Genomic DNA, 1,662 nt, shown 5'->3' on the forward strand with positions numbered 1-1,662 from the left:
GTCGGCAGCGGCGCCCCGGTGTCCACGCGGACGACCTGGCCGGGCTGCAGACGGGTCGGTTGACGGGATCCCGCGGTGATCCGCCCCACGACGGGCAGTCCGGCGGGCCCGCCGGAGGCGTCCCCGGCGTCATCGACCGGGCCGCCGACCCGGATGTCGACACTGCGGACCGCGTACCCGTCGATCGCGGACTGGTCGAACGAGGGCAACGGGCGCTCGGCCACCACCTCCTCGGCACACAGCAGGCCCTGCGCCTCCGAGATCGACACGCGTACCGGTCTCGGGGCGACCGCGGCCGCCGTCACCAGTGCGAGCTGTTCCTCGACGGAGCGCACCAGGTGTCCCCTTCCCGTACGAAAGTCGCTGACCGTGCAGCGGTGTCACGCCACAGCGGGCGGGCCGACCACCGGGTCCCTGTGGGAGAGGGTAGCGCCCGGTCGGCACCATTCCGCGGCGACGGCGCCGTCAGCGGCCGAGCCGGCCCTCCAGCCACTCCCGGAGCTCGTCGGCGTAGGCCGGGTTGTCCAGGGCGAAGTCCACGCAGGCCTTGATGTACCCGCCGGGATTGCCGAGATCGTGCCTGGTGCCGTCGTGGACCACCACGTGGACCGGGTGCCCCTCGTTGATCAGCAGGTCGATAGCGTCGGTGAGCTGCAGTTCCCCGCCGGCGCCCGGCTCGATGCGCCGGAGCGCGTCGAAGATCGCGCGGTCGAGCACGTACCGCCCGGCCGCCGCGAGGTTGGACGGCGCGTCCTCGGCGGCCGGCTTCTCGACCATGCCGAGCACCCGCTTGACGGCCGGATCATCCGTGTCGGAGACCTCGAACACCCCGTAGGAGGAGACGTCCTCCGGGCTGACCTCGAACGCGCACAGGACACTGCCGCCACGTTCCGCGCGGACCCGTGACATCCGGCCCAGGATCCCGAACGGCAGGACCAGGTCGTCCGGCAAGAGCACGGCGACGGCCTCCTCCTCGTCACCGAGCACCGGCTCCACCTGCGCGACCGCGTGCCCCAGACCCAACGGCTCGTCCTGGCGCACGTCCACCACCTCGATGAGCCCGGGGGCGCGCTGGACCTTGTGCAGCAGGACGTCCTTGCCCCGGTCCGACAGCGTGTCCTCGAGGACCAGGTCCTCGGAGAAGTGCGCCATCACGCCGACCTTGCGCTCGGAGGTCACGATCGCGAGCCGACCCGCTCCCGCCTCGGTCGCCTCCTCGGCGATGAGTTCGATCCCCGGGGTGTCCACCACGGGGAGCAACTCCTTGGGGACCGTCTTGGTGGCGGGCAGGAACCGGGTCCCGAGGCCGGCGGCCGGGACGACCGCGGTCCGGAACTGCGAGTCGGGCGAGGCGTGGGACGTCATGGCGTACACCATAGACGGCGGACCGGGCCGCTACGTCCGGACCACTGACGGCACACTGGGGTGATGGATCAGGACAAGTCCGCGGTACGTCGTGCGGTGCGTGTGCGCCGCGCGGCGGTCCCCGCGTCCGTGCGCGCCGAGCGTGACCGGGCGATCCGCGAGCACCTGGCCTCCGTGGTGACGGAGGGGATGGTGGTCTGCGCGTTCGTTCCCGACGACGACGAGGCCGGCGGACCGGATCTGCCGGAGGCGCTCGCGCTGGCGGGGGCGCAGGTGCTCCTGCCGGTCTCCCCCACT

1 protein-coding gene and 2 pseudogenes are annotated in these 1,662 nt (G+C 72.6%); 1 reads left to right on the top strand and 2 read right to left on the bottom strand.

Features of this window, described 5'->3' with window-relative positions:
* A pseudogene (locus G6018_RS10415) lies at positions 1-335 on the bottom strand (molybdopterin molybdenumtransferase); the annotation flags it as partial.
* 130 nt (positions 336-465) lie between these two features.
* Complete coding sequence (locus tag G6018_RS10420) at positions 466-1,365, bottom strand: UTP--glucose-1-phosphate uridylyltransferase (RefSeq protein ID WP_182617844.1); 900 nt, start codon at positions 1,363-1,365, stop codon at positions 466-468.
* Positions 1,366-1,428: 63 nt separating this feature from the next.
* Here G6018_RS10420 and G6018_RS10425 point away from each other — a divergent pair.
* Positions 1,429-1,662: pseudogene (locus G6018_RS10425) on the top strand (5-formyltetrahydrofolate cyclo-ligase); the annotation flags it as partial.

Source organism: Dietzia sp. DQ11-44 (assembly GCF_014145205.1).
Taxonomy (GTDB): Bacteria; Actinomycetota; Actinomycetes; order Mycobacteriales; family Mycobacteriaceae; genus Dietzia; species Dietzia natronolimnaea.

Coding starts and splice junctions, on each gene's coding strand:
- G6018_RS10420 (WP_182617844.1), bottom strand. CDS start 1,365: ATGACGTCCCACGCCTCGCCCGACTCGCAGTTCCGGACCGCGGTCGTC.